The organism is Clostridium sp. BJN0001, from assembly GCF_022869825.1.
In the GTDB taxonomy this organism is placed as follows: Bacteria; Bacillota; Clostridia; order Clostridiales; family Clostridiaceae; genus Clostridium.
In genome coordinates this window covers 2,039,831-2,064,367 of sequence record NZ_CP094971.1, presented here as the reverse complement: position 1 = coordinate 2,064,367, position 24,537 = coordinate 2,039,831, and the positions used below count along the sequence as shown (strand labels likewise).

The window sequence follows — 24,537 nt, the reverse complement described above, 5'->3', positions numbered from 1 at the left end:
AAAATGAGCGAATTTAATTATGACTATGACTATAAAAAGATGGAGGAAAAAGCAGCTGCAAAATCCGCTATAAGTAGTATAGGATGGGCTCTTGCAGCATTTACTATATTTTCAGAACTTGGTGGCTTTTTAGCAATCATTATATTACATGTACTAGGCAAAGGAATAATAAATGATCCAGATGCGAGATTTTTAGCATCAACTCTACCTGTTTACGTAATAGGATTTCCTATATTTTTGTTTATAGTTAAAAATTTACGAAAAGCAAAGGCTAATTATATAAAGAAGATATCATTAAAAAATTTTTTGATGATAATTTTATTTTCTTTTGGAGTTATGTATATATCAAATATGTTTTCTTTAATAATTGATAGTTTATTAAGAACATTTACAAGAAGTGGATTAAATAATCCTGTTTCAGATATGCTAAGTGGTGGAAGCATATTTTTAAAAATATTTTTCATATGTTTTATTGGACCTATAATTGAAGAGGTTATGTTTAGAAAAATAATAATATCAAGACTTGTTGGATATGGTGAATTTATTGCGGTATTTGTTTCTGCATTTATGTTTGCATTTGGTCATGGAAATCTTTCTCAGTTTTTTTATGCATTTTCTCTAGGTGCAATTTTCGCATATATAACAGTAAAAACAGGCACAATTTTTTATTCGGTAATAATTCATTGTATTATAAATCTTATAGGCTCGGGACTTTTATTAAGATTATTTTCAAATAATGCTACTTTGAAAGCTTTTTCAGGTGGAGTATTTATGTTTATATCAATAATTTTTGCAATATTTATGATAGTAAAAAATGTAAAAATGGTATATTTTAATTCTGGAAACGTAAGTGGCACAGTTAACGACGATTTTAGATTGATATTTAAAAATTCAGGTATGATATTTTATATAGGCTTATCAGTTATTTTAATATTAATATCATTATTATAATTTACTTTGGAGGAAAAGATGATTTTGACAATAGAAGAAAGAATAGCACAGGAATTAAACATAAAATTAAGTCAGGTAAAAAATGTTATTGAACTTCTTGATAGTGGAAACACAGTTCCATTTATATCAAGATATAGAAAAGAAGCAACAGGTGGACTTTCAGATGAAGTATTAAGAAAACTTTATGAAAGACTTACATATTTAAGAAATTTAGAGCAGAGAAAAGATGATATACAAAGGCTTATAAAAGAGCAGGGAAAATATACAGAAGAATTAGATAAAGCAATAAAATCTGCAAACACAATGACAGATTTAGAGGATATATATAGACCGTATAAACCCAAAAAGAAAACAAAAGCATCAGAAGCGATAAAAAAAGGTCTTAAGCCTCTTGCACTTCTTATAGAAGATGGAAAATTTAAAGCAGATATAAAAGAAGAAGCAGCAAAATATATAAGTGAAGAAAAAGGTGTAAAAGATGTGGATGAAGCCATAAATGGTGCTTTATTTATAATCGCTGAAAATATATCGGATTCTGCTAAATATAGAAAGTATATTAGAAGTTTTATATATAGAGAAGGATATATTGAAACTTCAGGAAAATCTGAAGAGCCTACTCCATATGAAATGTATTATGAATATAAAGAAGCAATAAGAAATATAGCTCCGCATAGAATTTTAGCAATAAATAGAGGAGAAAAAGAAAAAATACTCAAAGTTAAAATAGTATGTGATGAAGAAAAAATTATTAAATATATTGAAAATCATGTTCTTAAAGGCAATGCACAGATTGATGAATATCTTAAATCTGCAATAGCAGATTCATGGAAAAGACTTATTTTCTCAAGTCTTGAAAGAGAGATAAGAAAGGAACTTACAGATATAGGAGAAGAATCTGCAATAAAGATATTTAAAGAAAATCTTAAATCTCTTCTTCTTCAAGCTCCAATAAAAGGTAAAGTTGTTATTGGGTTTGATCCAGGATTTAGAACTGGCTGTAAAATTGCAGTACTTGATGAAACAGGAAAATATTTAGATAGTACAGCTATATATCCTACTTTACCTAAAAAAGATATTGAAGGAAGTAAAAAAATACTTAAAGCTCTTATAAAAAAATATAATGTTGACGTGATTTCACTTGGAAATGGTACTGCATCTAGAGAATCTGAAGAAGTTATATCAGATATGATTAAAGAAATTAAAAATGAAACTTCAAAGGAAATTTCATATGTAATTGTTTCAGAAGCAGGAGCGTCTGTATATTCAGCATCTGAACTTGCAACTAAAGAATATAAAGATCTTGATGTTACTGTAAGAGGTGCAATATCAATAGGACGAAGACTACAGGATCCTCTTGCGGAACTTGTAAAGATAGATCCTAAAGCAATAGGTGTAGGACAGTATCAGCATGATGTGACACCTAAAAAGCTTGAAGAGTCTTTAAAAGGTGTAGTAGAAGATTGTGTAAATAATGTAGGTATAGATTTAAATACAGCAACACCTTCTCTTCTTTCATATGTTTCAGGAATTACATCATCTATTTCTGAAAACATTGTTAAGTTTAGAGAAGAAAATGGAAAATTTAAGTCAAGAAAAGATCTTTTAAAAGTAAAAAGACTTGGACCAAAGGTATTTGAGCAGTGCGCAGGTTTTATGAGAGTATCTGAAAGTGATGAAATACTTGATAATACAGCAGTTCATCCAGAATCATATAAAATTGCAAAGAAACTTATAAAATTATTAGGATATACAGAAGAAGATCTTGAAGGTAAGAAGCTTGATGATATAGATATACAAGTTAAAAATTTTGGTTTAGATAAAATATCTGAAACTTTAGATACAGGAGAACCTACATTAATAGATATCACTAAAGAACTTAAAAAGCCAGGAAGAGATCCTAGAGAAGAAATGCCTAAGCCTGTTTTAAAAACTGGAATTATTGAAATGAAAGATTTAAAAAAAGGTATGATTCTTACAGGAACAGTAAGAAATGTTGCAGATTTTGGCGCGTTTGTTGATATAGGAGTTCATCAAGATGGACTTGTACATATAAGTGAACTAGCAGATAGATTTATAAAACATCCTCTTGATGTTGTTCATGTAGGTGATATTGTAAAAGTACAGATACTTGATGTAGATGAAAAGAGAAAGAGAATATCTCTTACAATGAAGAACATCAAAGAAATTAATTTAGAAGATGAAGATAATGAATAGAGAAAAAATTTATACAAATAGAAGAAATATAATTTTATTAGCAGCGATAAGCTGCTTTTTGTGGGGGAGTGCGTATCCTTCAATTAAATATGGATATTTTCTATTTAATATAGCAAGCGTTAATGTTTCATCAAAACTTATTTTCGCTGGATACAGGTTTGCGCTTGCTGGCATTTTGGTTATTATAGCAGGGTACTTTTTTAGAGGAAAAGGAATTTTAAAATTAAATAGAAAAGACTTTTTCGAGGTTGCTTTTCTTGGGATGATTCAAACAACTTTTCAATATATATTTTTTTATATAGGTCTTACTTATACAACAGGAGTTAGAGGATCGATTATAAATAGTACAGGAACGTTTGTTAGTATAATACTTTCACACTTTATATATAAAAATGATAAGATAAGTTTAAAAAAGATTTTAGGGTGCGTAATTGGGTTTGCTGGAGTAATCTTAGTTAATATAGGCTCAAAATCTGTATCTAGCTTAGGATTTTCATTTTATGGAGAAGGATTTGTATTTATAGCAGCTGTATTTTTTGCACTTTCTGCTATATATTCTAAACATATAACAAGAAGATTAGATACTGTAAAAGCATCAGGTTTTCAGCTTCTGATTGGAGGAATTATACTCATTTTATCAGGATTTTCTACAGGCGGAAGCTTGCATGGATTTACAATTAAATCGTCAATACTTTTAATTTATATGGCACTTATTTCATCTGTTGCATTTGTGCTTTGGACTGAACTTTTAAAGTATAATAAAGTTGGAGTTATTTGTGTATTTAATTTTTTAACACCTGTATTTGGAAGTATATTATCAGCAATATTTCTTCGCGAGAATATTTTTGATTTTTATACACTTATATCATTATTTCTTGTATGTATAGGTATATATGTTGTTTATAATGATTGAAAAAATTTAAAATATAGTGTATTATATAAACATAAAATAAATAATATATCTTCAGGGCAGGGTGTAAATCCCTACTGGCGGTAAAGCCCGCGAGCGTATAGCATGATTCGGTTAGATTCCGAGGCCAACAGTATAGTCTGGATAGAAGAAGGTAACTTATTAAATTATTATTTTTTAGTAGTTTATAGCCCTGATATTTTTATATATCAGGGTTTATTTTTATAATTTTTTAATAAGCTTCTACTTTATGAAGATATTCTTTTAGGGGGATATAAAAAATGAAGAGAAACACAGATAAAATCGTTAAAGTAGCATTATTTGCTGCAATTGCATTAATACTAAGGTATATAGAATTTCCTATTTTGCCTACATTTGCATGGCTACAGATTGATTTAAGCGATGTTCCTGCACTTATTGCAGCGTTTGGAATTGGACCTATGGCTGGAGTTATAATAGAGCTTATAAAAAATGTACTTATACTAGTAATTAAAGGAACTACTACAGGAGGGGTTGGAGATTTTGCTAATTTCTTTTTAGGAGTAGTATTTATACTTCCACCAGCACTTTTATATAAGAGAAATAAATCTAAGAAAACAGCTATTATTGGTATGATTTTGGGTGCTTTAACACTTGAAGTATTAGCACCTCCAATTAATATATTTATACTTCTTCCTGCTTTTGGCATGAAAATGACATCTGCACAGGCTTTAAATTATACTCTTGCAGGATTAATACCTTTTAATGCGATAAAATCATTAATAGTATCAGTAGTAACATACGTAATTTATAAAAGAGTATCTGTTTCAATATTTAAAAATGAAACAGCATTTTCTAATAAAAAGGTAGATAAAAAGACAGAAACAATATAATTATAAATATAAGACATATTACTAAAAAAGGTAGAAAAAGATTTGCTTTTTCTACCTTTTTTTATTGCTTATCTCTTTTCCACATTATAATGGCATTTTCTTTATTATCTTGATAATACCCCTTTCTTAAACCTTCTATTTTAAATCCATGATTTAAATAAAGATTTTTTGCAGGTTCATTACTTTCACGTACTTCAAGAGTGAAAGAAGTGCATCCATTTTTAGTGCAGTATGAGATTAAAGCTTTAAGAAGTTTTGAAGCTACTTTATTATTTCTAAAATTAGGATCTACAGCAATATTTGTAATTTGGGATTCGTCTAAAATTATCCATGTTCCAGCAAAACCTATTACTTTATTATCATACTTAGCGATGAAGTATCTTGCATTAGGATTTATAAGTTCATTTTCATAAGAATTTCTACTCCATGATATATGAAAACTTTTAGAACTAATTTCTAATATTTCATCTATATCATTTTTATCCATCATGGTGATTGAAATATTTTTAAGATTGTTTGAGACGTTTTTCATACTCACGTTCAGCCTGACATTTCTTTATATAAAATGGTGCAGAATCTGGATTATCATATATTCCTTCTTTTAATTTTTTGATACCAAGTTCACCTAATGCAGAAGAATGAATAAAATTAAGATGGTGTGGTGGGAAAAATGAGTCTTTTAAATTTTCCTGTAGATAATTTTTATATTTATTTACGCCATCTCCTATGAAGATTACTTTTTTATTTTTTGCTTTGATTTTTTCTATAAGAGTATCAAGTGTAAGTGCATCATAATCTGATGTCCTTTTAAGTTCATTACTTTCATCTTTTTCATAAAAAGCAGTATAAACACTATCTCTTAGGGCATCCATTATAGGACATATTATTCCGTCAAAGTTTATCGCTGTAAGTGCAAGTGCATCTAGGCTTGATACGCTTACGTATGGTTTTTTGCTTCCAAAGCTTAATCCTTTTACGGTAGCCATTCCTATTCTAAGTCCTGTAAAAGAACCAGGACCTTTAGATACTACAAATCCATCAATATCATTAATTGTAAGATTAGTATCATTAAGAAGTTGTTTTATCATTCCCATTAATATAGTAGAATGTTCTCTTTTATCATTATAATTAATTTCACCTAAAATTTTATTATCATCAATTATTGCAGCTGTTGCTGTTTTTGATGATGTATCAACAGATAATACAATCATTATTTTAACTCCTTTATGTAATTAAATCGTGTACCAAAAGGAGTTATTGTTATTTTTCTGTAGTTTTCTCCTTTTGAAAGATCTTTTTTTATGTTGATATGAAGAATATCTTTTGGAAGTATTTCTTCAATATAATTTGCCCATTCTATTACTGATACGGCATCTGAAAAAATATAATCATCAAAACCTATTGCATATATTTCATCAGGATCAGCAACTCTATATACATCAAAATGATTAAGTTTTATACGTCCTGAATCATATTCATTAACAATTGTAAATGTGGGACTTGTTATAGTGTCTTTTATACCAAGACCTAAGGCTATTCCCTTTGTTATATGTGTCTTTCCAGTTCCAAGATCACCAGTAAGACAAATTACATCTCCTGGATTTACTATTTTGCCTAATTTTATTCCTAAATCAGTTGTTTCTGAAACACTGTTAAATTCAAATATCATAAAACATCCTCCTACGTAATGATATCTCTTATTTTATTGTATATGAATTTTATAGAAAATCAAGTTAGAGCGTTTCTTTAATATTGATAAAAAAATGATTCTATGGTAACATAACATGTGTTATGGAAGAAAAGTTTAATAATAAATTATTAACAGAAAAAATACATCCAACTAAACAAAAAATTATAGATGCAGGAAAAAAAGAATTTTTTGAGAAAGGATATAAAGGAGCAAGTCTTAGAAAAATTTGTTCAGAATGTAATGTTACAACTGGTGCATTATATTTTTTCTTTGAAAATAAAGAGTCTTTATTTAAAATTATAGTAGATCCAGTAATACTAGAGTGGAAAAAGTTAATAGATGAACTTTCAGAAAAAGAAAAAAATGATTCGTCATCATCAATAGATAATGAGAAAAAAATAATGAAATTTGAATTAGAAAATAAAATTGTAATTTTGACATTATTAGAAAAAAGTGATGGGAGCATTTATAAAGATTTTAAAAATAATGTTTTTAATATAATAAATAAGAAATTTATGGATTATTTTACTATCTATCTTGGACATAAACCTGATGAGAAAGTAATTAAAATGTTAGTTAATATTAGAATAGAAACAAATATAAATATTTTAAAGGGAGCATCTAATATGAAAGAAGCACTTTATTTAAATGAAGTTATGGCCTGCTATGCAGAAGGTGGATTTAAAAAGTTAATTAATGATTTAAAGGAAAAAATATAAAACCTGATGATACAAATCATCAGGTTTTTTTACATAACAAAACATAACAAATGTTATGCTTTTAATTTTAAAGGAGGAATTTATTTATGAAAACTAATTATGGAAACTGGGTGCCTAAAAAACTTATGAAATATTCTTGGATTCTAACATTGCTACTATTAATAATTGATATAGTGTTTACAGCTACATTAAAAAATAAAGTTTTAAGCGTAATTGTTTCAATATTATTTTTATTAATATTATCATTTACAATTTATATGCAAAAGTGTAGATTGGCATTTTCGTTTGATGGAGGAAATGTTATGGGGCAGATTCATGAATTTGTCTTAAGTAAACTAATGTGGGATGGAAAAGGAAAATTATTAGATATAGGATGTGGCTCAGGTGCTCTATCAGTAAGATGCGCAAAAAAATTCAAAAAAGCACAGATTGTTGGAATTGATTATTTTGGTAGTGAGTGGGATTATGATAAAAAGCAGTGCGAGAGAAATGCTAAAATAGAGGGCGTTTCAGAAATTATATTTAAAAATGGTGATGCTGCAAAGCTTCCTTTTAAAAATAATTATTTTGATGCAGCTATAAGTAATTTTGTATTTCACGAAGTAAAAACACAAAAAAACAAAAGAAAAGTTGTTTTAGAAGCTCTACGAGTTGTAAAAAAAGGAGGGGCTTTTGTATTCCATGATATGTTTGAACAAAAAAAGTTATATGGAGATATTAAAGAATTTATAGATCAATTAAGAAAAGAAGGAATAACAGAAATTTATTATGAAGCAAATACTGAGAATATGAGTTTTATTCCAAATTATATAAAAAAAGCACCATGGATGTTTCATAATATGGGGATTATTTATGGAATAAAATAGTTACTATCATAAGCTATGTAAAATTATAGTTAAAGCTTATTTTTTTATTGCAATATTACAAAATATGACACATAATAAAAATATATTGAATTTGAAAGGGGAATTATTTAAATGAGTATATTAAACATAGCACATAGAGGATATAGTGGGAGATATGATGAAAATACTATGTTAGCTTTTAAAAAGGCATATGAATATAAAGCTGATGGAATTGAAACAGATGTGCAGCTTTCTAAAGATGGTATTCCTGTTATAATGCATGATGAAAAATTAGATAGAACAACAGATAAAAAAGGTTTTTTAAAAGATTATACTTTAGATGAATTAAAAAAAATCAATATATTGAAAAAACATGATGAATATGAGATAGATGAAAGGATACCTACTTTAGAGGAACTTTTATGCTTTTTTTCAAAGACAGATATGAAAGTATTAAATCTTGAATTAAAAAATAGCATAATAGATTATGATGGATTAGAAGAAAAAGTACTAGATCTTATTGAAAAATACAAAATAAAAGATAGAATTATAATTTCAAGTTTTAATCATGTAAGTCTTGTAAGATTTAGAAAACTTGATAAAGATGTAATGCTTGGAGCACTTACCGATTCAACACTTGCATATCCTGAAGAATATTTAAAGAAAATAGATGTAGAGTGTTATCATCCATACTTTTATAGCATTTTAAATAAGGAATATACTGAAAGAATTATTAAAAGAGGGATTCAAATAAATCCTTATACTGTAAATGATTTATTTGACATGAAAAAGGTAATAAATCTAAAAGTTAACAGTATAATAACAAATGAAGTTGAAAAGTTAAATAAACTTCTTAAAAGTAATTGATTTATTATTTTGTTGAGGTATAATAATTAAGATAATATGCATATATGTCTGCTTAGGAGGTGGGATATTTTGAAGAAACTTACTTTTGTTATGGTAATAATAACTATTGTTTTATCGTTAGGGATGTGTATATTTTCAAATCCGTTATCAGCAAATACAGACAATAATATAAGAACTGAAGCGAGAGATAAGTATCTCAATATCATTACAGTAAATAAGCCTCAGTACTATATGGTGAAAAAGATAATTAAAGATAAGCATAATGTGACATATATGATGAAAGATCAGAACGATATAGATGAATTTCAAATAACAGAAAATGCAGTAAAAAATATTTCGAATAATGATATATTTATATATACAGGAACAGATTTTGAGCCATGGGCATCGAAGTTTATTGATAAATTAGAAAAGGGTAATATAAGTATTGTTAATTTATCAAGAGGAATTCGTCTTTTAAATTTTAATATAAATGGAATATCAGAAGAAAATCCTTATTATTTTGAAAACATAGATAATTACAAAATTGCACTATACAATGTAAAATCAGCAATTCAAGATAAAGATCCTGCTAACAGGGATTTTTATGAAGATAATTACAATGAAGCTATAAAACAACTTGATAGTGAAATGGAAAAATTTAATTATTTAAAACAGGAAGTATCTGATTTTACTTTTTTGACATTTGATGATAGATTTCAGTATTTTACTAATTCTATTGGAATAAAGACAGTAAAAATTCAAGATGATAATATAAAGCAGACTATAGAAGATAATAAGCTTGATTATAAAAAGGTAATCGTCATTGATGATGGGGACGAGCCATCTAAAGTAGATTTACAAGATTATTGGTACGTAAAGCTTTGGAAATATTATGGAGATTATTCTTTTGAAAGACTTATTGAATATAATATGAACGAAATTTCGAAGGTTATTATAAATAATAAAGCATATTATGATAAGAAAAATTTAAATTCGTAATAAAGTAGTTGATTTAATAAAAAAAATGTTGTATAATAAAACCCGTTGAAGGGGTATGGCTCAATTGGTAGAGTAGTGGTCTCCAAAACCATTGGTTCTGGGTTCAAGTCCTAGTGCCCCTGCCAGAATGATTAAAAACTTATTCTTAAAAATTTGAAATTTTTAAGAATAAGTTTTTTTGTTTATATGTTCCATTCACCATTTTTAAAAATGGATATAGTTTTATTATCTTTTCTAATACCGTCTATTGAAAGATCAGATGTTCCTATCATAAAATCAACATGTGTCATTGATGTATTAGCACCTTTTTTTAAAAGTTCTTTAGATGAGAGATTATCTCCATTTTTTATACAGCATGGATAAGATGATCCAAATGCTAAATGGCATGATGCATTTTCATCATATAATGTTTTATAAAAAATTATATTTGATTTTGAAATTGGAGAACTAAAAGGAACTAGAGCAGCTTCTCCAAGGTAACATGCGTTTTCATCAGATGATATTATTTCTTTTAAAACATCAAGTCCTTTTTCTGCGGTACATGATACTGCTTTTCCGTCTTTAAATGTAATAGAGAAGTTTTCAATTAAGTTCCCAAGATAGCTTAAAGGTTTTGAACTTACACATACACCATTTACATGATCTCTTTTTGGAGTTGTGTAGACTTCTTCTGTAGGCATATTAGCTATAAAATGAGTTGAGTCTAAAGTAATATCATCTCCTCCACACCAAATGCTATCATCTGCAAGTTCAACTGTCAGATCTGTTCCAAGTGAATTTTTATAATGAAGAGATTTTAAGCTAAGTGAATTTAGTTTTGAAACTTTTTCTTTAAGAGAATTAATATGTTTAGTCCATGATTTTATAGGATCATCATCATAAATTCTCATTATATTAAAAATAGCATCATAAAGTTTTTCTAAAGCTTTATCTTCAGGAAGTGTATTAAATATTTTATGTGCCCATGATTTTGTTGGAATTGAAATAATAGTCCAAGCATTTTTGTTTGAGTTACATGCATCAAAATATTTTTTTAGATTCTGACGTCTTGCTTTATTGTATAAAGAAAGCTTTTTTGAATCAACATCTTTATAAATATCAGGATCTTCTGCAGATATTGATATGAATGATGCATTATTATCTACATAATATTCGTATTCATCTTTTTCAAAATTATGTTTTATGCTTAATGTATCATAAGATATGTTTTCTAATCGTATCTTATTAAATATAGAGTCTGAATATTTTATTTTTACATCAGATGCTCCATGTTTAAATGCTTTTTTAGCAATAATAGATGCAAATTCAGAGCATTCTATTGGAGATGAAATAACAACAAGACCATCTTTTTTTAAATTTATTCCTTTTACAATTATAAGCTCTGCATATTTTATAAGTAAATCTTTTATCATATTAATACTCCTTTCAGTATTTATATATATTTTTATTTAAACACATAATAAAAACATATTCAAATTACGATGTATTTGAGTCTTAGTATTGAATTTTAGGGTATACTTTAAATATTACAAATAGTATAATAAAGTGTAATGATTACTTTTAAGGAGGATATATATGAAAAGATTATTAGTATTAGATTCAAATTCACTTATGAATAGGGCTTTTTATGCACTGCCTCCTTTAACAAATAATGACGGAGTTAATACAAATGCTATTTATGGTTTTTTAAATATGCTTTTAAAGATGAAAAATGAAATTAATCCGGACTCTATTATAGCAGCATTTGATTTAAAAGCTCCTACATTTCGTCATAAAGAATATGATGAATATAAAGCAGGAAGAAAAAAGATGCCGCCTGAACTTTTTGAACAATTTCCAATAATGAAAGAATTAATGGGATTTATGGGCATAAAAATATTTGAGATGGAAGGCTTTGAAGCTGACGATATAATAGGAACTGTTTCAAAGATTGCAGAAGAAAATAATACTGAATCTTATATAGTAACAGGAGATCATGATGCACTTCAGCTTGCATCTTCTACAACAAAAGTTGTCATAACAAAAAAAGGTGTTACAGAAACAGCTGTTTATGATGAAAATGCATTTGTGTCTGAATATGGAATTACTCCAAAACAATTTATAGATGTAAAGGGTCTTATGGGAGATAAGTCTGATAATATAAAAGGAGTTCCAGGAGTTGGAGAAAAGACAGCTTTTAAGCTTATAAAAGAATATGGTTCTATTGAAGAAGTATTAAGTAATATAGATAAAATAAAAGGTAATAAGTTAAAACAAAATTTAGAAGAAAATGTTGAGCAGGCTATATTTTCTAAAAAACTTGCAACGATAGTGACTAATGTTCCAATAGATTATACAATTGATGAACTTTTGAAGAATGAAAATGTATCTGAAAAAGATATAAAAAATATGCTTATAAAATTGAATATGAAATCAATTCTTAATAAAATGGATCTTAAGGATACTGAAGAAAAAAAAGAGCTTGATATAGTAAATATTGAAAATTTAGAAAGCATGAAAAAAGTATTTGATGAATATACAAATGAAGTATTTTTATCGTATGGTATTAGTAATCGTGAAAGATTTTCTAATATGGAACTTAAATATATGATAATTTCAGATCAAAGTAAGTGTTATTATATTGATTACGAAAAAATATTTTTAAGTGATGAAGAGAATACGCTTTCTATATTAAAGGCTTTCATGGAAAATGAAAAGATAAAGAAAATAATTCATAGTGGAAAAAATTTACTTACTTATTTAAATAAGAATAATATTTTAATAAAAGGATTTATTTTTGATACTGAGATAGCATCGTATCTTATAGATTCTTCTAAAAATAAATATGAGCTTTCAGATATAATAGAGAGATACTTAATGGAAAGCATAGATGGAAAAGAAATTTCTGATTTATGTTTTAAAGCGTCATATATAAAAGAACTTTACTCTATTTTGAGAGATAAAATAAAATCTGAAAATATGGAAGAATTATATTATAATGTTGAACATCCTCTTATTTTTGTTTTATCTTCAATGGAAGAGAACGGATTCAAAGTAAATACAGATATTTTAGATGAACTCCAAAAAAAATTTAAAAGTGAAATAGATAAGACAGAGCAAATAATATATGATTTAGCAGATGAAAAATTTAATATAAATTCTCCCAAACAGCTTGGAAAAATATTATTTGAAAAACTCGATCTTCCTGTAATAAAAAAGACTAAAACAGGATACTCTACTAACCAAGAGGTTTTGGAAAAACTTAATGATAAACATCCTATAATAAGCAAGATAATGTATTTTCGTCAGATAACAAAAATAAATTCTACTTATGTTGAAGGATTAAAAAGTGTAGTAGATTCGGATTCTAAAATTCATTCGAGTTTTAATCAGACAGTAACTACAACAGGACGTCTTTCAAGCACTGAACCAAACCTTCAAAATATTCCTATAAGGCATGAGATGGGAAAAGAGATAAGAAAAGTATTTATACCTATGGAAAAAGATGATTTAATAGTTTCTTGTGACTATTCTCAGATTGAATTAAGGGTTCTTGCACATATTGCTGATGATGAGAATATGATTGATGCATTTAATAATCATAATGATATTCATACAAAGACAGCATCTGAAGTATTTAAAGTGCCAATTTCTGAAGTTACTTCACTTATGAGAAGTAGAGCAAAAGCTGTAAATTTTGGAATAGTATATGGTATAAGTGCGTTTAGTCTTTCAAAGGATTTGAAGATTTCTAAAAAAGAAGCTGAAGAATATATGAATATATATTTTAGTCGTTATCCTAAAGTAAAGGAATATCTTGATAATATAGTTGATGATGCTAAAAAGACTGGAATAGTAACTACTATATTAAATAGAAGACGATTTATACCTGAAATTAAATCTTCGAATAAAATTGTAAAAGCATTTGGAGAAAGACTTGCAATGAATGCTCCAATTCAAGGAAGTGCAGCAGATATAATAAAGATTGCAATGATTAAGGTTTATAATAAACTTAAAGAGAAGAACCTTAAAAGTGAACTTATACTTCAGGTTCATGATGAACTTATATTAAATGTTAAGAAAGACGAATTTGATAAAGTATGTGAAATAGTCGTAAATGAGATGAAAGATGCAGTAAAATTAAAAGTTAAACTAGATGTTGACTTAAACTATGGTAAAACATGGTATGATGCAAAGTAGCATACAATTATAGAAATAAAGGAATGGTGGAATAAATTGCTTAAAATTGGATTAACTGGAGGCATAGGTACAGGAAAAAGTACAGCGTGTGCTTATTTTCGTGATAATGGCTTAAAAGTTATAGATGCAGATAAGATTGCAAAAGAAGTAGTTACTAATAAAGATATTTTAGATATTATAAAAGATAAATTTGGATGTGGATTTTTTGATTGGAGAGGTCAGTTTAGAAGAAAAGAGTTTGGAAATCATATTTTTAGATTTCCGAATGAACGTATAAAATATGAGAATATAGTTATTCCCTATATAAAATCTGAGATAAAAAAACAGTTTGCAGAATATGAAAAAAATAAGGAAGATATGATAATACTTGATGCACCTACACTTATTGAAACTGGATTTTATAAAGAAGTTGATTATATCGTGCTTGTTTACACAGATATTAATACTCAGATACAGAGAGTAAGAAATCGTGACAATCTTTCAAGAAACGATGCTGTAAATAGAATAAATTCACAAATTCCATTAAACGAAAAGAAGAAGTATGCTGATATGATTATTGATACAAGCGATGAAATTCCCAAAACACAGAAACAACTCAAAAATCTTATTGAATTTTTCAAATTGCTAAAATAGAAGGAGGAGATATGAGGTTCCTGAAACGAATTTTAATTTTTATAATTTGCATATTATTAATATCAATAGGTTCATTATATATTTTAAAGAGTGCTATATTCCCTTATAAGTATAATGAATATGTCAATAAGTACAGTCAAGAGTATAAACTTAGTCCATTTTTTGTTTTAGCTGTTATGAAAAGCGAAAGCAATTTTGATGATGATGCTCATTCACATAAGGATGCTGTAGGACTTATGCAGATTACTACAGAAACAGGTCAGTGGATAGCTGAAAAAATGGAACTTGAATCTTTCTCAAAAGATAATTTATATAATGAAGAATATAATATAAGGATGGGTTGCTGGTATTTAAGATATTTATATGATAAATTCGATGGAAATATAGATCTTATAGTTGCTGCATATAATGCAGGACCTAGCAATGTAGATAAGTGGCTTCAAAATAGTGAGTGTTCAAAGGATGGAGAAAATCTTTCATATATTCCATTTGCGGAAACAAAGAAATATGTAGATAAGGTAAATACATATTATAAAGTTTATCGAATTTTATATGATAAAGGATAAAAACAAGAGGATTTAATTATGAAAAACAAAAAGAAAAAGATTTTTTTAGTCTTTATTACTATTTTTATGGTAACAGTAATTTTTGCTATAGCTTATTATTATATATCGCCATACTATAAAACTATTTATACACCAAAAATAGTTTCTAATTCATATATATCTGAAGATGAAAAAGATCTATATGAATTCATTAAAAATAATATGATGAATGAAGAAGGTGCAGTATATACAAATTTAATAGATCAAAAATCTGATGGAGATATTACAAAAGGACATACTATATTATCAGAATCAGAAGGTCTTATGCTCTTTTATTATTTAAAAAGTGATAATAGGGAGAAGTTTGATGGAACCTTGGATTTTATAGAAAGTAATATGATTCTTAATTCAGATCTTATAAGCTGGAGAATATCAGAAGATGAAAAAGCAGATAATTCAGCTACTATTGATGATTTTAGAGTTGTAAAAGCACTTCTTTCAGCTTCAGAAAAATGGAATGATAAAAAGTATAGAAAGTATGCTTTTAAAATATCGGATGGAATATATAAAAATATTGTAGATAAAAATGTAATTACAGATTTTAATAAAGGAACTGAAAAGAGTGAAACAACAACTCTTTGTTATTTAGATATTTCAACATTAAATATGCTTTCCAATCTTAATTACAATAAATGGAAAAAGATTTATGATAAATCTCTTCAGATAATTGATAATGGTTATGTAAGTGATGAACTTCCTTTATATAACAAAAGCTATACAAGAGATGATAATGAGTACCATAATGATAATGATGAAAATATAGATACGCTTTTATCAATGATTATAATATATAATAGACTTGAAGCAGGAGAAAACATTGATAGAAGTCTTGAATGGATAAAAGAAAAGTTTAAAGATGATAAAGCTGTATATTGTACGTATTCAAGAGATACAGGTAAACATTCATCAGAATTTGAATCAACTTCAATATATGCTATGATTGTTCAGATAGCAAGATTAAAAGGTGAAACAGAATTAGAAGATAAAGCAGGCAAAAAGATGAAATCATATCAGATAAGAAACAAAGAAAGTATTGTTTATGGTGGATTTGGAAATGAAGATGGAAAAAATGTATATTCCTATGATAATTTAAATGCACTTATAGGATATAGATACTATAACGAAGTTAAATAAAAAGAAGGCTGCATAAAATTTTAAGCAGCCTTCTTTTTATTTAACTTCAACTGATTTTAATTTATTTTTAATCTCATACATTCTAGTTTCTAAAGAATCTATTCTGGTATCTAAAGCTTCTATCTCTTTCATATTTTTACTCTTTGATTTTTGATCCAAGGCTCTATCTATATCAGCCATAACCTCAATTAAATTCCTTGCTAAATCATAAGCATTTTTTTTCATCAATAACCCCTCCAAAATCTTTCTTTCATTTCTAGTATAGGATAATTAATGTTAAAAATCAAGAAAAAAGATAGGAATAATAAAAATGTAAAAATTCATTAAAATATAGAAAAAAAATTCAATTTTATGATAAAATATAATTAAACAAAAATATTTTTACAAAAAAAGGTGTATTATGGATAGAGAAAACGAATATTATATAAGTAGAAATAGGATAATTTTATATTTATTTATATGTATTGCTATATATATATATAGAAATATATCAGAGATAAGTTTTTCATATAGAAGTTTTTTGTCAGATAATATATGTTACTGTGTTTTTATTTTTATTTTAGCAATAGTTATAAGTGAATTAAAACAAATAGATGAGAATTATTATAGTGAACTTATGGAGCAATTTTTTTTGCCTTTATGTCTATTTTGTTCATTTTCGTTTTATAATTTATGTTTTTATAATTCGGACTTAACAATAAATTATTTTTTTATAAATAATGAAGTAATAATGTTTTTAGAGATATTATTTTTTTATAATAATATACATCATGAAGTAGATAATAATAAAATTGAAAACAAAATAGTTTATATGGTTGTATTTACATCTTTTGTTATTAAGCTTTTAAATGATTCATTATATACAAATTTATATATAACACTTCTCCATATTGCAGATTTTATTATCATAATTAATTTTGCTAGTGAGATTAGAAATATAAAATTATTAAATGGAAAATACATAAATATATTAAAATTGTTTGAATATAGCATTATTCCATATTTCTTAGGAATATCAATCTGTTTTATACAAAAGGATAAAAATATCTATATGGAGATGACAAAATGGAATTGCATTATATATGTATTTTTTGTAATATTAGCAATAAATAAAGTATGTAACTTTCCATGTCAAAAGTTATTTTCAAAAATAGAAAAAGAAAATGAATATCTTGATGGTCTTAATAGAAGTATAAAATTTAGTAATATTTTTTTAGAAAAATCTAATAATGAATATAAAAAGAATAAGATTATTTATTATAATCTTTTTAAGAAAATACCTTATTCTCTTATGATTATAAGCGAATATAATAATAGAATCTTATATATAAATAGTCAATTTTGTAATATGTTTAAAATAGAAAATAAGAAGAAGATTATAAATACTAAGGTTCATAAAGTTATGAAATTTATAAATGTTTCATTAGATAGAAGTTCATATAATGCTGTTATGAACATTAATGATGTAAAAAAATATGTAAGCATTTCTATATTAGATGAATATAAGATATTAGATGGAAAAGTCTATCTTATAAAGGATATTACAGAGAAAGTAAAAATAAAAAAAGTAAAAAAAGAAATTCAGAATAGAAAAAAACAAGAAATACTTCATATTAAATTTTTAGATGGTGTGGGTAATAATATAAAAAATCCTGTAAGTATATTAAATTCAGCAGTACAGGTTATAAAAATATATGTAAAAAACAAGAATATGGATATGATAAAAAGATATAATAATATTATCTATAATAAGTGTATTCAATTGCAGATTATTTCAAATAATATTATTGATAATTCTAAAATAAGATCTGGAAATTTAAATATAAATAATATTAAATGTAATATTGTTGAAAACTTAGATGAATTTGTGAATGTTATTTCAGATTATGTTAAAAATGAAGGGTATAATTTTACATTTTATAATACAGATAAACCATACTATACATCTATAGATTTGCATATTGTTAAGAAAATATTATTAAATATGATATATATAATTTTAAATAAGAGCATTACAGGAAAAAATTTTCCAAGTCATATTTATATGATAGTACATAATGATTCTACAAAACTAGACATTAAGATAGCATCTAATCGTTTAGATAATGGACAAGATTACTATAGTAAAAACTTAGATGATAATCTTGATTCTTATTTATATATTAATAAATATCTAGCAAAGACTCAAAATTCAATAATATATTTATCAAAAGAAGATAATATAAATGAAATGCATTTAACTTTTTTGAAAGGTGAAAGTTATGAAAAAAGTTACTAAAATACTAAATAATAAAAATATAATTAAAAAAAGTGCATTTATAATTGTATTTACATTTTTATTACATGTAAGTATTATTTCTGAAAATTTTAAATTATTTTATAGAGTTAATTCGGTATTTACATTTGCTATTATGGCATCTCTTATAAGTAATATTTTTTTTGGAAAGAGGATAATAAAGAATTACTATAAAAATGGAAATTTAATAATATTAATATGCATAATTATAATTTTGCTTAAAATTTATCAAATAGACCGTGTATATTATGATTATTTTGAAATATATTGCTATTTGATTGGAATTATAATAAGTGAATTGGAAATTATTCAATTAAGAATAAGTGTGCAAGTTAAATGTATTTTTGGAATAAATATGTTTAAGATAATTAATGCTGGCATCATAATCCCATCATTAACAATATATTTTGTTGGATTATATTTAAGTCCTTATTGGATGATTATTGTATCATCTATAAATTTTATATTGGTAAATGTATTTATATTATACAATTTTATAAAAATAGAAAAAAATAAACAAAATATATTTATAGAAGAGCATAAATATAATAATTACATAATTTTATTTATGTATTCAATAAGTATAAAAGCTAATATATATATTTTTTTTTATTTAAATAATTACAATTTTCTTATTAGTTTACTTGCGATATCATCAGTAATTACTTATATAGTTTATAAAAGAATAGTAGTAGATATTTTTACACGATCTTTTTTTTATTTAAAAAATGATTTGAAGAAAAAAAGGGAAAATAATGAACGCTTAAGAGAGTATTTGCATAAAAGAAATAAGATACTTTTAGATAAAGAAAATCTTATTATGAAAGGAATTAGAAATTATAAGGTTCTTATAGATGATAGCTTTGATGGAATGATTTCGTTTAAGAATAAAAAAGCAAGATATATGAATAAAAAAGCTATGTCTATACTAAATATAAAAAATTTAAATGATATATTTAATATGAATATATCACAATTTATAGAAAAATATTTTAATGTTGATAAAAATATATATTTAAGAAGAAAAAAATCTGTAGGACATATAAAAACTGAAAATGGAGAAAAGTATGTTGAAATTTTTTTTCAACCAATTACAGATGAGTATTTTACTATATATATAAATAGTACTTCTATTGTTGATGAAAAAATAAAAATAAAACAGGAAATGAATAAATTATCTATTGATTTTAATGAAAAAACAAAATTTTATATGAATGTATCTCATGAACTTCAGACTCCTATAAATTTGATTTATTCAGCAGTACAGCTTAATGAAATTTATATACAAAATAATGATTTTGAAAAATTATCGAAAAATACAAAAGCTATCGAAAAAAATTCATTAAGACTTGCAAGGACAATAAACAATTTTGTATTTGCAGAAAAGATAAATAAAAAAAATATTGATGTTAATATAGAAAAAGTTGATATAGGTTATATTATAAGTAGAATAGTTTTATGTTGTGAAAAATATACAAAACTTAATTTAAGCAGTATTATTTTTGATAATCAGACTGATGGGATTTTTGCATTATGTGATGAGGAACTTATTACATATGCAATATTAAGCATTATTTCTAATGCAGTTAAATATGGAAAGAAAAATGGAATAATAGCAGTTTCTTTAAAGCAGCTAAATAATGAAAGAATTTTAATTGCTATTGAAAATGATGGACCTTTAATATCACAGGATAAGATACCATATATTTTTGATATATTTACATGTATAAATAAATCCTTAGATAGATTAAAAGAAGGAAGCGGTATAGGACTTTTTATTGCAAAATCATTAATTAAGCTTCAAGGAGGAAGTATAGAATTTAGTCATTCCGGTCTTGGAAATAAATTTGAAATAATTTTAAGAAAATCAAATAATAATAGGAGAAGAGAAAATCATTTCCCTAAAATTAATTCTTTAAAGAGAAAAGTTGATGTAGAATTTTCAGATATATATTTTAATTAAGTTATATTAATATAATTAATTACATATTAATTAATTAATAATATTTTATTGAAAGTGATTTATATGAAAAATAAAGTATCTAAAGAGACAAATATTTTAGATCTTATAATTCTTACATTTCTTCCTCTTTTTTTATCAGGTATAGTTTCTTTTATTATTTCTGATATGAAAAATATATATCAAAACATTAAGAAACCGTTTTTTTCGCCTCCAGGATTTATATTTCCTATAGTTTGGACAATTCTTTATATTCTTATGGGATATGCGTCATATAGGATATACAAGCTTAAAAAACATAATATTGATGTATCATCTGCACTTTTTGTTTACTTTATTCAGCTTGGCCTTAATATGTTATGGCCTATTTTGTTTTTTGGACTAAGATTATATGGTTTAGCATTTATTGAAATTATAATTCTTATATTATTTATTATTTTTACAATTTATAGATTTTATAAAAAAGATGGGGTTATTTCATTGATACTTCTGTTACCATATTTTGTATGGACAATTTATGCGTCTGTACTTAATTTTTATATATGGATGCTTAATGAAATGTAAAAACTATATTTTTTATTGAATTAATGATAAGATATATAGTGCTGACAAAATAGAGAAAGGGAAAATAACATGTCTAAAGTAATTATTGCAGAGAAACCATCTGTTGCGAAGAATATAGCAGATGCATTAAATATAAAAAAGAGGAAAGATGGGTATTTTGAAAGTGATAAGTATTATATAACATGGGCTTTTGGTCATCTTCTTCAATTATATGATGCGAAGGATTATAATGAAGATATGAAAGCCTGGAGATTTGAAAAGTTCCCGTTTATACCTGAAAAATTTAAATATAAGGTAAAATCTGATAATGTATCAAAAGATGTTGCTGATAAGGGAGCTACAAAGCAGCTTTCTATAATTAAGAGTCTTATTGATAGAGATGATGTATCAAGTGTTGTCTCTGCTACAGATTTTGATAGAGAAGGTCAGGTTATTGCAGATGAGATTCTTGGATATTTTAAGGTGAAAAAGCCAGTTTATAGATTACTTTTAAATGAGTGGACTCAAGATGAAGTAAAAAATGGAATGGAAAACCTTAAAGATAATAAAGAAATGAAGAATTTGCAAGACGCTGGAATAGGAAGACAATTAACTGATTGGATAATTGGAATTAATTTAACATCTGTAAGTACATTAAAATATAAGTTTGAAAAGAGTAAAACAATTAATATAGGCAGAGTACTTCTGCCTACATTAAAGATAATCTATGATCGAGATAAAGAGATAGAGAACTTTGTATCCTCTGATTATTATAAACTTTTGTGTATATTTATAGATAAAAATGATCAAAAAATAGAAGCATTATATTATGAAAATGATAATGAAAAGTTTGAAAAAAGGCAGGACTTAAAAAACATAGCTGAGATTATAAATGGCACTAAAGGCATTATAATTGATAAAAAAACTGAGGAGAAACTTGAATATCCTCCAAGACTTTTCAATCTTTCGAATCTTCAGGGATATATAACAAGTAAGTATAAAGGTTGGACTTCTGATAAAGTTTTAAAGGTTGCACAGTCATTATATGAAAAAAAATATACTACATATCCAAGAACATCAAGTTTTGTTTTAGATGAAAGTTTAAAAGACAGAGTAAAAAAAGTGTTTAATATATTAAAAAAAGGTTTTGCTTATGAGAATGAATTAAAATTTTCTGAAAGCAAAAGAATATTTGATTCATCAAAAGTTGAAAGCCATAGTGCTATAACGCCTACTTACATGAAACCTTCAAATCTGACAGCTGATGAAAAAATAGTTTATGAAGCTATTAGAAACAGATTTTTTATGCAGTTTATGTTAGCTGCAAAATCAGAAGAAACAAAAATTACTATAAAAGATCAGAAAGAGGATATTAAAGGAGTATTTATCGCAAAAGGGAAAGTAAAGATTGAAGATGGATGGAAGAAAATAGAGAATATAAAATCGAAAGATGTTATTCTTCCACAAGTAAATAAGGGTGATATTTTAAATGAGGAAAGTCTTAAGATATCTAAAGTTACTAAAAAACCACCTAAGCATCATACAGAAAAGACACTTTTAAGAGTTATGGAAACATGCGGAAAAGGCGCTGAGGAAAAAGAAGATTCAAATGATATGATGGAATCAATATTAAGTGGATTTAGTATTGGAACACCAGCAACACGTGCAGAAACCATAAAGAAGCTTAAAGACATAGGATATATAAAATATAAAGGAAAGAGTCTTATAGCAACTGAACTTGGAAAAAATATTGTTGAAACATTTCCTGTAAAAGAATTATTTGATTTAGACTATACAGGAAAACTTGAAAAAACTTTAAGTGATATTGAAAAAGGAAAGTTTAAAAAAAATGAGTTCCTTCATTTTATTATTGATTTTACAAAAAGTTCAGTTGAACTTATAAAGAACGATATGAGTGCTGTAGATAGATTTAAAGTAGAAGCACCATCTGATGCTCAAGTACTTGGGAAATGCCCTATATGTGGCAATCCTGTAATTGAATATGAAAAGAGCTTTGGATGTACCAATTGGAAAAATGGCTGCAAGTTTACTATATGGAAAAATGATAAATATATTTTATCATTTGGTAAAAAAGTATCAAAAGAGATGATTATTCTTTTACTTAAGAATGGAAAAGTTGGATTTAGAAATTTAAAAAGCAGAAAAGGAAATACCTTCTCTGCATATTTTAGATATGTTTATGATAAAGAAATATTAAGATTTAAATGGGAAATGGAATTTTTATAAACTATCTATATATGAATTTTTAATTCTTAAATAGAATGAAGCAAGAGTTGTCTGCTGATAAGGCATTACATAGAAAACACCTAGTCCAGCAGTAATAAATACAAAAATATACCATGGAATAAAACTTAATGTAAGAACTATATATTCTATAATATGACCTTTCATCATTGAATAACTTAGAGTTATATATTTAAGTATTCTTTGTGAAGGGTCATTTACAAGTATATAAAGACTTTGAGAAAAAGGTATTGAACATATAAGTGCCAAAAGTACAAAAATAACTAAAAATACTATTAATATTATATTTGACATATTAAATTTATAATATAGAATAAGTCCTGCAATAAGAGCTGGTAATGCTGGTATACATGAAATAATTCCAATCAATAAATATGTAATTATAGTTTTTAACGGAAATTTGAATGCTAAAAATATATCACATAAATATGGTTTATCATCTGATGAGGCAAAATTAATAGAAAATTTATTATAGCCAGCAATAGTAATAATAGTTAAAAGTATTCCTGTAACAGATAATATATCATACATTATTCCTTCTTCTGTATATCCTATAATTTCTGGAAGATATGTTCCTATCGCAATGATAAGTTCATATATTAGAAGACCTGAAACTGCCAGAATCCATCTTTTTTTAAGTCTATTTTTAGCATGTTTTTTTAATTCATATCTGCTAATCATTGTAACCCTCCTTGTATAATCTAGTTGTAACATTTGATAGAAAACCATTTAGTCTACTAACGAACATTACATTTCTAATTATTCTTAATATTCTTATTTATTACTCTGCCTACGCCCCGATAGGGAATATGCATTTCATACTTAAAATAGTTTTTTATTTAAATTCCAAAAGGAATCTAACCAAATTTAATA

At 25.7% G+C, this 24,537-nt stretch carries 22 protein-coding genes, 1 tRNA gene and 1 riboswitch; of the genes, 17 read left to right on the top strand and 6 right to left on the bottom strand.

Annotated elements, in window-relative coordinates; translation table 11 throughout:
* Nucleotides 1–3 precede the first annotated feature (3 nt).
* From MTX53_RS10060 to MTX53_RS10045, 4 genes are all read left to right on the top strand, one after another.
* Entirely contained in the window at nucleotides 4–951 is a 948-nt protein-coding gene (locus MTX53_RS10060; protein ID WP_244833668.1) for a type II CAAX endopeptidase family protein, read from the top strand.
* Between the two features lie 21 nt (nucleotides 952–972).
* Complete coding sequence (locus MTX53_RS10055) at nucleotides 973–3,165, top strand: Tex family protein (protein ID WP_280527291.1); 2,193 nt, start codon at nucleotides 973–975, stop codon at nucleotides 3,163–3,165.
* The gene (locus tag MTX53_RS10050; RefSeq protein WP_244833666.1) at nucleotides 3,158–4,078 is read left to right on the top strand and encodes a DMT family transporter; all 921 of its coding nucleotides are present in this window, start codon (nucleotides 3,158–3,160) and stop codon (nucleotides 4,076–4,078) included. The genes MTX53_RS10055 and MTX53_RS10050 overlap by 8 nt, the downstream gene beginning before the upstream one ends.
* Nucleotides 4,079–4,121: 43 nt before the next feature.
* Nucleotides 4,122–4,235: riboswitch (FMN riboswitch) on the top strand.
* 121 nt (nucleotides 4,236–4,356) lie between these two features.
* Complete coding sequence (locus MTX53_RS10045) at nucleotides 4,357–4,947, top strand: ECF transporter S component (RefSeq protein WP_244833665.1); 591 nt, start codon at nucleotides 4,357–4,359, stop codon at nucleotides 4,945–4,947.
* Between the two features lie 61 nt (nucleotides 4,948–5,008).
* Here MTX53_RS10045 and rimI read toward each other — a convergent pair whose 3' ends face one another.
* From rimI to tsaE, 3 genes are read right to left on the bottom strand one after another with little or no spacing between them, the layout of a single operon-like run.
* Entirely contained in the window at nucleotides 5,009–5,479 is a 471-nt protein-coding gene (gene rimI, locus MTX53_RS10040) for a ribosomal protein S18-alanine N-acetyltransferase (protein WP_244833664.1), read from the bottom strand.
* Nucleotides 5,454–6,158, bottom strand: a complete 705-nt coding sequence (gene tsaB, locus MTX53_RS10035) for a tRNA (adenosine(37)-N6)-threonylcarbamoyltransferase complex dimerization subunit type 1 TsaB (RefSeq protein ID WP_244833663.1) — start codon at nucleotides 6,156–6,158, stop codon at nucleotides 5,454–5,456. The genes rimI and tsaB overlap by 26 nt, the downstream gene beginning before the upstream one ends.
* Nucleotides 6,158–6,616: a tRNA (adenosine(37)-N6)-threonylcarbamoyltransferase complex ATPase subunit type 1 TsaE gene (gene tsaE / locus MTX53_RS10030; protein ID WP_244833662.1), complete on the bottom strand. Its 459-nt coding sequence runs from the start codon at nucleotides 6,614–6,616 to the stop codon at nucleotides 6,158–6,160. Before tsaE ends, tsaB begins: the two co-directional genes overlap by 1 nt.
* Before the next feature lie 122 nt (nucleotides 6,617–6,738).
* Here tsaE and MTX53_RS10025 point away from each other — a divergent pair, with 122 nt between their 5' ends.
* The 5 genes from MTX53_RS10025 to MTX53_RS10005 all read left to right on the top strand — a co-directional run bounded on the left by MTX53_RS10025 (nucleotide 6,739) and on the right by MTX53_RS10005 (nucleotide 10,174).
* Entirely contained in the window at nucleotides 6,739–7,356 is a 618-nt protein-coding gene (locus MTX53_RS10025; protein ID WP_244833661.1) for a TetR/AcrR family transcriptional regulator, read from the top strand.
* A gap of 86 nt (nucleotides 7,357–7,442) precedes the next feature.
* Nucleotides 7,443–8,222, top strand: a complete 780-nt coding sequence (locus MTX53_RS10020) for a class I SAM-dependent methyltransferase (RefSeq protein WP_244833660.1) — start codon at nucleotides 7,443–7,445, stop codon at nucleotides 8,220–8,222.
* Between the two features lie 111 nt (nucleotides 8,223–8,333).
* The gene (locus MTX53_RS10015) at nucleotides 8,334–9,068 is read left to right on the top strand and encodes a glycerophosphodiester phosphodiesterase (protein WP_244833659.1); all 735 of its coding nucleotides are present in this window, start codon (nucleotides 8,334–8,336) and stop codon (nucleotides 9,066–9,068) included.
* Between the two features lie 69 nt (nucleotides 9,069–9,137).
* Nucleotides 9,138–10,049: a zinc ABC transporter substrate-binding protein gene (locus tag MTX53_RS10010; RefSeq protein WP_244833658.1), complete on the top strand. Its 912-nt coding sequence runs from the start codon at nucleotides 9,138–9,140 to the stop codon at nucleotides 10,047–10,049.
* A gap of 49 nt (nucleotides 10,050–10,098) precedes the next feature.
* Nucleotides 10,099–10,174, top strand: a tRNA-Trp gene (locus MTX53_RS10005).
* Between the two features lie 57 nt (nucleotides 10,175–10,231).
* On the opposite strand, the gene MTX53_RS10000 is transcribed toward MTX53_RS10005, so the two are convergent.
* Entirely contained in the window at nucleotides 10,232–11,461 is a 1,230-nt protein-coding gene (locus MTX53_RS10000; protein WP_244833657.1) for an aminopeptidase, read from the bottom strand.
* Between the two features lie 163 nt (nucleotides 11,462–11,624).
* On the opposite strand from MTX53_RS10000, the gene polA reads away from it, so the two are divergent.
* Genes polA through MTX53_RS09980 form a run of 4 tightly spaced genes read left to right on the top strand, consistent with a single transcriptional unit; the run spans nucleotide 11,625 to nucleotide 16,600 of the window.
* Nucleotides 11,625–14,228, top strand: a complete 2,604-nt coding sequence (gene polA / locus MTX53_RS09995) for a DNA polymerase I (RefSeq protein WP_244833656.1) — start codon at nucleotides 11,625–11,627, stop codon at nucleotides 14,226–14,228.
* Nucleotides 14,229–14,264: 36 nt separating this feature from the next.
* Nucleotides 14,265–14,861: a dephospho-CoA kinase gene (gene coaE, locus MTX53_RS09990; protein ID WP_244833655.1), complete on the top strand. Its 597-nt coding sequence runs from the start codon at nucleotides 14,265–14,267 to the stop codon at nucleotides 14,859–14,861.
* A gap of 11 nt (nucleotides 14,862–14,872) precedes the next feature.
* The gene (locus tag MTX53_RS09985) at nucleotides 14,873–15,427 is read left to right on the top strand and encodes a lytic transglycosylase domain-containing protein (RefSeq protein WP_244833654.1); all 555 of its coding nucleotides are present in this window, start codon (nucleotides 14,873–14,875) and stop codon (nucleotides 15,425–15,427) included.
* Between the two features lie 18 nt (nucleotides 15,428–15,445).
* Complete coding sequence (locus MTX53_RS09980) at nucleotides 15,446–16,600, top strand: glycosyl hydrolase family 8 (RefSeq protein ID WP_244833653.1); 1,155 nt, start codon at nucleotides 15,446–15,448, stop codon at nucleotides 16,598–16,600.
* Nucleotides 16,601–16,636: 36 nt separating this feature from the next.
* On the opposite strand, the gene MTX53_RS09975 is transcribed toward MTX53_RS09980, so the two are convergent.
* Nucleotides 16,637–16,825 (bottom strand): hypothetical protein, encoded by a 189-nt coding sequence (locus tag MTX53_RS09975; protein WP_244833652.1) that lies wholly within the window; start codon nucleotides 16,823–16,825, stop codon nucleotides 16,637–16,639.
* A gap of 175 nt (nucleotides 16,826–17,000) precedes the next feature.
* Here MTX53_RS09975 and MTX53_RS09970 point away from each other — a divergent pair, with 175 nt between their 5' ends.
* The 4 genes from MTX53_RS09970 to MTX53_RS09955 all read left to right on the top strand — a co-directional run bounded on the left by MTX53_RS09970 (nucleotide 17,001) and on the right by MTX53_RS09955 (nucleotide 23,646).
* A complete protein-coding gene (locus MTX53_RS09970) occupies nucleotides 17,001–18,878 on the top strand; it encodes a hypothetical protein (RefSeq protein WP_244833651.1) in 1,878 nt (625 codons plus the stop codon).
* Complete coding sequence (locus MTX53_RS09965) at nucleotides 18,862–20,859, top strand: HAMP domain-containing sensor histidine kinase (RefSeq protein WP_244833650.1); 1,998 nt, start codon at nucleotides 18,862–18,864, stop codon at nucleotides 20,857–20,859. Before MTX53_RS09970 ends, MTX53_RS09965 begins: the two co-directional genes overlap by 17 nt.
* 63 nt (nucleotides 20,860–20,922) lie before the next feature.
* Nucleotides 20,923–21,420, top strand: coding sequence for a TspO/MBR family protein (locus MTX53_RS09960; protein ID WP_244833649.1), 498 nt, complete (start codon nucleotides 20,923–20,925; stop codon nucleotides 21,418–21,420).
* Between the two features lie 69 nt (nucleotides 21,421–21,489).
* Nucleotides 21,490–23,646 carry a type IA DNA topoisomerase gene (locus MTX53_RS09955; protein ID WP_244833648.1) on the top strand — a complete coding sequence of 719 codons (2,157 nt, stop codon included), beginning with the start codon at nucleotides 21,490–21,492 and terminating at the stop codon, nucleotides 23,644–23,646.
* On the opposite strand, the gene MTX53_RS09950 is transcribed toward MTX53_RS09955, so the two are convergent.
* Nucleotides 23,641–24,345: a DUF975 family protein gene (locus tag MTX53_RS09950; protein WP_244833647.1), complete on the bottom strand. Its 705-nt coding sequence runs from the start codon at nucleotides 24,343–24,345 to the stop codon at nucleotides 23,641–23,643. The two genes, MTX53_RS09955 and MTX53_RS09950, sit on opposite strands and share 6 nt — an antisense overlap.
* Nucleotides 24,346–24,537 lie beyond the last annotated feature (192 nt).

What these genes read in the sequence shown, in the direction of transcription:
- MTX53_RS10060 (WP_244833668.1), top strand. Translation starts at nt 4, where the DNA reads ATGAGCGAATTTAATTATGACTATGACTATAAAAAGATGGAGGAAAAA.
- MTX53_RS10050 (WP_244833666.1), top strand. Translation starts at nt 3,158, where the DNA reads ATGAATAGAGAAAAAATTTATACAAATAGAAGAAATATAATTTTATTA.
- MTX53_RS10045 (WP_244833665.1), top strand. Translation starts at nt 4,357, where the DNA reads ATGAAGAGAAACACAGATAAAATCGTTAAAGTAGCATTATTTGCTGCA.
- rimI (WP_244833664.1), bottom strand. Translation starts at nt 5,479, where the DNA reads ATGAAAAACGTCTCAAACAATCTTAAAAATATTTCAATCACCATGATG.
- tsaB (WP_244833663.1), bottom strand. Translation starts at nt 6,158, where the DNA reads ATGATTGTATTATCTGTTGATACATCATCAAAAACAGCAACAGCTGCA.
- tsaE (WP_244833662.1), bottom strand. Translation starts at nt 6,616, where the DNA reads ATGATATTTGAATTTAACAGTGTTTCAGAAACAACTGATTTAGGAATA.
- MTX53_RS10025 (WP_244833661.1), top strand. Translation starts at nt 6,739, where the DNA reads ATGGAAGAAAAGTTTAATAATAAATTATTAACAGAAAAAATACATCCA.
- MTX53_RS10020 (WP_244833660.1), top strand. Translation starts at nt 7,443, where the DNA reads ATGAAAACTAATTATGGAAACTGGGTGCCTAAAAAACTTATGAAATAT.
- MTX53_RS10015 (WP_244833659.1), top strand. Translation starts at nt 8,334, where the DNA reads ATGAGTATATTAAACATAGCACATAGAGGATATAGTGGGAGATATGAT.
- MTX53_RS10000 (WP_244833657.1), bottom strand. Translation starts at nt 11,461, where the DNA reads ATGATAAAAGATTTACTTATAAAATATGCAGAGCTTATAATTGTAAAA.
- polA (WP_244833656.1), top strand. Translation starts at nt 11,625, where the DNA reads ATGAAAAGATTATTAGTATTAGATTCAAATTCACTTATGAATAGGGCT.
- MTX53_RS09985 (WP_244833654.1), top strand. Translation starts at nt 14,873, where the DNA reads ATGAGGTTCCTGAAACGAATTTTAATTTTTATAATTTGCATATTATTA.
- MTX53_RS09980 (WP_244833653.1), top strand. Translation starts at nt 15,446, where the DNA reads ATGAAAAACAAAAAGAAAAAGATTTTTTTAGTCTTTATTACTATTTTT.
- MTX53_RS09975 (WP_244833652.1), bottom strand. Translation starts at nt 16,825, where the DNA reads ATGAAAAAAAATGCTTATGATTTAGCAAGGAATTTAATTGAGGTTATG.
- MTX53_RS09970 (WP_244833651.1), top strand. Translation starts at nt 17,001, where the DNA reads ATGGATAGAGAAAACGAATATTATATAAGTAGAAATAGGATAATTTTA.
- MTX53_RS09965 (WP_244833650.1), top strand. Translation starts at nt 18,862, where the DNA reads ATGAAAAAAGTTACTAAAATACTAAATAATAAAAATATAATTAAAAAA.
- MTX53_RS09960 (WP_244833649.1), top strand. Translation starts at nt 20,923, where the DNA reads ATGAAAAATAAAGTATCTAAAGAGACAAATATTTTAGATCTTATAATT.
- MTX53_RS09955 (WP_244833648.1), top strand. Translation starts at nt 21,490, where the DNA reads ATGTCTAAAGTAATTATTGCAGAGAAACCATCTGTTGCGAAGAATATA.
- MTX53_RS09950 (WP_244833647.1), bottom strand. Translation starts at nt 24,345, where the DNA reads ATGATTAGCAGATATGAATTAAAAAAACATGCTAAAAATAGACTTAAA.